Here is a 5838-nt window from a genome sequence, read left to right as displayed (position 1 = left end):
CTCATTGCTGGGGAATGGATCAAATAGTTCGTTTGTATAACCGTAAAATAACTCGTTACAATGATCATAAAGTTCATGAACATATCCTTACTGATGGATTGGCTGTTAAAAATCTTATTCATAGTTTTAGTCATTATCCTTACCAATCAATTTCAGAATTTGTGATAAAAGCTGATCGTTATTCAACTTTATTTGCAGAGGAGAATATTGGTAAACGATATACATCTCCGACTAAAGCAATTTTAGATAGTTTATATTCATTTTTTCGTACATATATTCTCAAAAGAGGGTTTTTAGATGGATATGTAGGACTTATCATTGCATTTTCCCATATGGTGACCAATTTTTATAAATATATTAAACTCTATGAAATGAATAGGGAACAAGAGAAGGAAACGCTATAGAAGAGCGATTTAAGAGCGATTAGGATAAAATCTTAATTAATAAAACAACGGCTAAAAGGCATTTTTAGATGAAAATATCGGTTATCGGAACGGGTTATGTCGGATTGGTCAGCGGGACATGTTTTGCACAGATGGGAAACAGCGTAACATGTGTAGATATTGACCAGAATAAAATTGATAAACTCTCTCAAGGGATTATTCCAATCTATGAACCCGGTTTGGAAACCATGGTTTTGGAAAACTATGCCAAGGGGACTTTAAAATTTAGTGTTGATATTCAATATGCTATTGCATCGACTACTATTTCTTTTATCGCGGTAGGAACTCCTATGGGCGAAGACGGAAGCGCTGATTTGCAATACGTCCTTGCCGTTGCCAAAAGCATTGGGCAGTATATGCAGCACTATATGGTGGTTGTCGATAAATCGACCGTTCCTGTCGGGACAGCGGAGAAAGTCCGTGCGGCGATTCAAGCTGAACTTGATGCACGAGGAAGCGATTTAACCTTTGATGTCGTTTCCAATCCGGAGTTTCTCAAAGAGGGGGCGGCGATCAAAGATTTTATGCATCCAGATCGTGTCGTCATCGGTGCTGATAGCGATAAAGCGATGCAGATCATGCACGATTTGTATGAGCCGTTTATGAAAAATCATGACCGTTTTATCGGGATGGACATCAAAAGTGCCGAGATGACCAAATATGCCGCCAATGCGATGCTGGCGACCAAAATCAGCTTTATGAACGAAATGGCCAATATCTGTGAGCGTGTCGGTGCCGACATTAACAAAGTGCGTAACGGGATCGGAAGCGACAGCCGCATCGGGTACAGCTTTATCTATCCGGGGTGCGGATACGGCGGAAGCTGTTTTCCAAAAGACGTTCAGGCGTTAGCCAAAACGGCCAAAGATTTCGGTTATACGCCTCGTATTTTGGATGCGGTCGAAGCGGTCAACTACGATCAAAAGCATGTGATTTCTCAAAAAGTATTTAACCGTTTTGGACAGAACCTCGAAGGGAAAACATTTGCCGTATGGGGATTAGCATTTAAACCTGAGACGGACGATATGCGTGAGGCCAGCTCAATCACCATTATCAATGATCTCATCGCTGCCGGAGCAACGATTGTTGCCTATGATCCCAAAGCACGTCACGAAGCGGAGCATTTTTATCTCAAAGGCAATAGCCAAGTGAACTATGTCGATGGAAAATACGAAGCGCTCAAAGATGCCGATGGTGTGATTCTCGTCACCGAATGGCAAGAGTTCCGAAGCCCCGATTTCGAAGAGATGAAAAAACTCCTTAAAGGGGCTGTTTTCTTTGACGGACGTAACCAGTTTAACAAAGAGCGGATGGCGGAGATGGGATTTGAATATTTCCAAATCGGAGTATAGGACGTGAAAAAGGTACTCGAACTTTGCCTCTCTCCCGATTTGGGAGGGCTCGAACTTTATATGGTTCGTGCATCGCATTTTCTAAACGCGTTCAGTGTTATTGGTGTAAAAGGGAAGTTAGAACAGTATTACTGTGATACTGAATACCGATATGCTGCAATCGGCCGTTTCAGTTTTCTAAAACTCGCACGCCTAATCGATGAAAACGATATAGATGTGCTCCATCTGCATTGGACCAAAGATATTCCTATCGCTGTTATGGCAAAACTGTTGAGTCGTAAAAAACCCAAATTGGTGCAAACACGCAATATGCGGATGACCCGGTTCAAAGATGATTTTTACCACCGCTTTTTGTATAAAAATATGGACATGATGCTCCCCGTTACCCATCAAGTCAAAGAGCAGCTTGAAAAATTTATCCCTTCTGATATTCGTCCTACAGTGGAAGTGCTCTATATGGGAGCTGAAATCCCTCATTATCTGAGTGCCGATGAAAAAGAGGTCTTTCGTCAGCAAGCGGGGCTGGGAGATGAGTTTGTCGTCGGTATCGTAGGGCGGATCGAAGAGGCTAAGGGGCAGCATTCGGTGCTTGAAGCCGTCAAACAACTAAACCTTACGGGGATATCGGCTAAGGCTCTCGTAGTGGGTCACGCGATGGATACCAGCTATTTGAAAGAATTGCAAAAAGAGTATGCGGAGTATGCGGTCTTTACCGGCTTTACCCGTGAAGCTCAAAAGTATATGCAGGTGTGTGATGCACTTGTTTTGGCAACGGAAAACGAAACATTCGGCCTTGTTGTGATTGAGGCGATGATGTGCGGTGTCTGTGCAGTAGCCAGCGATAGCGGAGGCCCCTTGGAAATCATCGAGGACGGTGTTGATGGGGTACTCTTCAAAACGCGCAATGTGGCCGATTTAACGGTGAAACTGAGTGAATTATGCAATGATACTGAAAGAAGAGAGCGTTTGGCTTTTGCAGGGAAAATCAAAGCACTTGACAGGTTCGAAAGTCAAAAACAGTTTAGAAAATTATCAGAAGTATTTGAAGGATAATAATGCAATTATGGGCATGGGTAAAAGGCGGATATTCGACAAAAAAAGCGCGTCATACCGCTTCGCAATTAAATCATGAAGAGATTAAAACGATAGCGATTATCCGGCATGGAGCAATCGGTGATCAAGTTGTTCTCAGACCATTGATTATGGAGCTTAAAGAGCTGTTTTCCAATGCAAAAATCACGTTGAGCCTTATAGATAGTTATCAATATGGAGCCCCTACCGATTTGGTCGATCGCATCCATGTCATTTATAAAAAAATTGACGGGAAAAAAACGACCAGCTGGCACCGCTACAAACAGATTAAAGATCTGGGTGAGCACGATATTATTATTGATGTGTGCGATAGTGCTTTATCGATATGGACGGTATTTTTAAACAAAGCAAAATTTAAAATGGGTTTTCCGCATCGCTCGTATCGTGAAGTATTTTTTAATATCGTGTTACAACGTTCGGATTTTGTTCTCGAAACAGAAACCCTGCTCCACTTCGCCTGTGTCTTTGGAGCGCGAATGAAGCGTCCTTTGAATTATGCGTTTCCAGTTTATGAAAGAGAACAGCATTTTCCGTATATATGCTATTTTATGAGTGCATCAATTCCACAGAAATGCTGGCCGAAAGATCATTTTATCGCGCTGATTGAGCAAATGGCTCAACACTATCCGAACTATAAACATGTGTTGATGGAAGGGATCGGTTCACATGAAAAACTGGATGATATGGCTGAAAAGCTATCAAAATATCCCAATGTTATTAAGCAGGAAGCTTTAAAGTTGGATGATGTCTACCCTTATCTTGGGAAGGCAACAATGGTTGTTTCGAATGACACGGGAGTGCGTAATATGGCGGTAGCCGTTAATACCCCAACGGTTGGTATTTTCTTTATTACCAGTCCTTTTCGGTATTGGCCGCGCGATAGTATTCATGAAGTGGTTTTCGACAAAACTTTTATGGTTACACCGACGGTTGAAATGGTTTACGAACGATGCCATAATCATTTAAAACGGCTTGAAAATCGTATCTGTAATGATTATTACCTATAAAAGTTGGTAGAAATGAAACGGTGGGTTACGCTCTTTGAGAAAACAGAAAATTTTCATCTGATTAAAGATGTTGGGCAGATCCCGTATCTGATGCATTCGTATTTCGGATATGATTCATCAATCGTTACCTATCATAATAACGGCAGTTACCCCTATTTGGAGGATGAAGTAAAGGGTTTAAAACTCGAGTTTATTCCGAAAATCAAGTTAGGCCGTTTTTCATTGTCGGCATTGATATATTTATTTTTCAACGCCAAAAAGATCGATGTTCTTCATCTATTTCACCATCGTGAAAAAACGTATCTTAATTTTTTGGTCTACAAGTGGCGCAATCCCAAGGGAATCGCATTTCTAAAATCGGATATGGGTTTGAATAGTATCCGTGAATATGAGGGATTTGTCCCTAAGAAACGACCGAAGTATGCTCTTCGGCAGTGGTTGTTTGAACGAGTTTTACCAAAACTGAATATTATATCTATTGAAACGGAAGAAGGATATCAATATATCTGTAATCGTTACCCGCTTTATAGTAACCAGATGATATTTATGCCAAACGGAATGAATATCAAGCGTATGTATGAACTTACACCACTAAGAACTTTCGAAGAAAAAGAGAACATTATTCTCACGGTAGGTCGAATTGGTGCACCAGAAAAAAACAATGAAATGCTTTTGTCTGTGATTGAAAAGCTTGATCTTGGAGATTGGAAAGTTGTTTTAATTGGGCCGGTCGAAAAACGTTTTGAATCAGTGATAGATGATTTTTATCAGAGAAATTATCATTTAAAAGATAAGGTTGTTTTCACCGGAGCGATCTATGATCGCAAAGTATTGTTTGAATGGTATGCTCGAAGCAAAATATTTTGTTTGACGTCAGTAGAAGAAAGTTTTGGATTCGTTTTAATTGAGGCGATGGCGTATGGGGATTATGTGGTGACTACATCTATCTCGAGTTCTAATGAAATTACTGATTTCGGGAAATGTGGAGCAATCGTTTCAACTGAAAGGGAGTTGTCTGATCAATTGGCATTACTGATGAAAGATTCTCTACACATACAAATTACGAGTCAGATGGCGATAAAGAGGACACTTAGCCGATACGATTGGAAAGACGTATTAAGCGAACAATTAATGGATAAATTTTAAAGCTATTTCTGAATTAATGCAAATAAAGTAGTATCGATTTAGCTACGTTATCACTCAATTCTTTATTGCTTCTTGATTTTTGTATGCGAAAAACAATCCAATCAATAGAGCAAAGAATGTTGATGTGTATATCATATGTAAATAATGTTCACCAAACATAACTAAGAAATAGACAAGTAAGGTGGTTTGTTTGAATAAGTTAATTTCGGTATTTTTAATTTTCAGGTTATAAAAATAGTAGAAGAAAGATAAAAAAAGAGTAAATCCAAGTAAGCCAACTTGTACTAAGATTAATATCAGTTGATTATGAAAGTGTACAGTGGGATCTTTAAAATCATTTGGATTGATCTTCTTTTGCTCCCTCATTTTATCAACGGGGTCTACAATCCCCCTTCCGATAATAGGATTCTCAAGCCACATTTTAATCCCGTATTCTGCTAATTTTAGTCTGTGCCCCCATGAACCCTCAAATTTATTATTTACATAGACATTTTTTATTTCTGAAAAACCTTTCTGAAAACGATTTGAATTTGTAATATAGGAAATTGATAATAATACAATCCCTACTGCTATTATTAATCGGAGTTTCGAGTGTATTTGATTAAATGTCACAAATATGATAGCTATCAGCCATACCAGACTTATAAGTCTTGAAGTAACTTCTTTCTCTAAAAATAAACTAATCCCCATTAAGCAAAAGAGTAAAAAGAGAAGTGATGCATTTTTGTAGTTTTTTGAAATTATGTTCCTGATGAATTTAATATAAATTAAAATGCTTCCAAGTAATATAAATAGATT

The 5838-nt window shown here is 39.1% G+C and carries 5 protein-coding genes and 1 pseudogene; 5 read left to right on the top strand and 1 reads right to left on the bottom strand.

Translation table 11 applies throughout. From position 1 onward, the window contains the following. The 5 genes and pseudogenes from CJD30_RS11245 to CJD30_RS11225 form a co-directional block, all read left to right on the top strand. A pseudogene (locus tag CJD30_RS11245) lies at positions 1-404 on the top strand (glycosyltransferase family 2 protein); the annotation flags it as partial. 68 nt (positions 405-472) lie between these two features. Then, positions 473-1795: a UDP-glucose/GDP-mannose dehydrogenase family protein gene (locus CJD30_RS11240; RefSeq protein WP_294919157.1), complete on the top strand. Its 1323-nt coding sequence runs from the start codon at positions 473-475 to the stop codon at positions 1793-1795. Between the two features lie 3 nt (positions 1796-1798). Beyond that, positions 1799-2848 (top strand): glycosyltransferase family 4 protein, encoded by a 1050-nt coding sequence (locus CJD30_RS11235; protein ID WP_294919155.1) that lies wholly within the window; start codon positions 1799-1801, stop codon positions 2846-2848. A gap of 2 nt (positions 2849-2850) precedes the next feature. Beyond that, positions 2851-3894, top strand: coding sequence for a glycosyltransferase family 9 protein (locus CJD30_RS11230; RefSeq protein WP_294919153.1), 1044 nt, complete (start codon positions 2851-2853; stop codon positions 3892-3894). A 12-nt stretch (positions 3895-3906) separates the two neighbouring features. Next, complete coding sequence (locus CJD30_RS11225; RefSeq protein WP_294919150.1) at positions 3907-5040, top strand: glycosyltransferase family 4 protein; 1134 nt, start codon at positions 3907-3909, stop codon at positions 5038-5040. 54 nt (positions 5041-5094) lie between these two features. On the opposite strand, the gene CJD30_RS11220 is transcribed toward CJD30_RS11225, so the two are convergent. Next, the coding region (locus CJD30_RS11220) for an O-antigen ligase family protein (RefSeq protein ID WP_294919147.1) at positions 5095-5838 on the bottom strand (744 nt) is incomplete at its 5' end.

The sequence above is a fragment of the Sulfuricurvum sp. PD_MW2 genome, from assembly GCF_002633015.1.
GTDB lineage: Bacteria > Campylobacterota > Campylobacteria > Campylobacterales > Sulfurimonadaceae > Sulfuricurvum.
The sequence above is the reverse complement of the archived record's forward strand: the minus strand, read 5'-3'. Positions and strand labels throughout refer to the sequence as shown.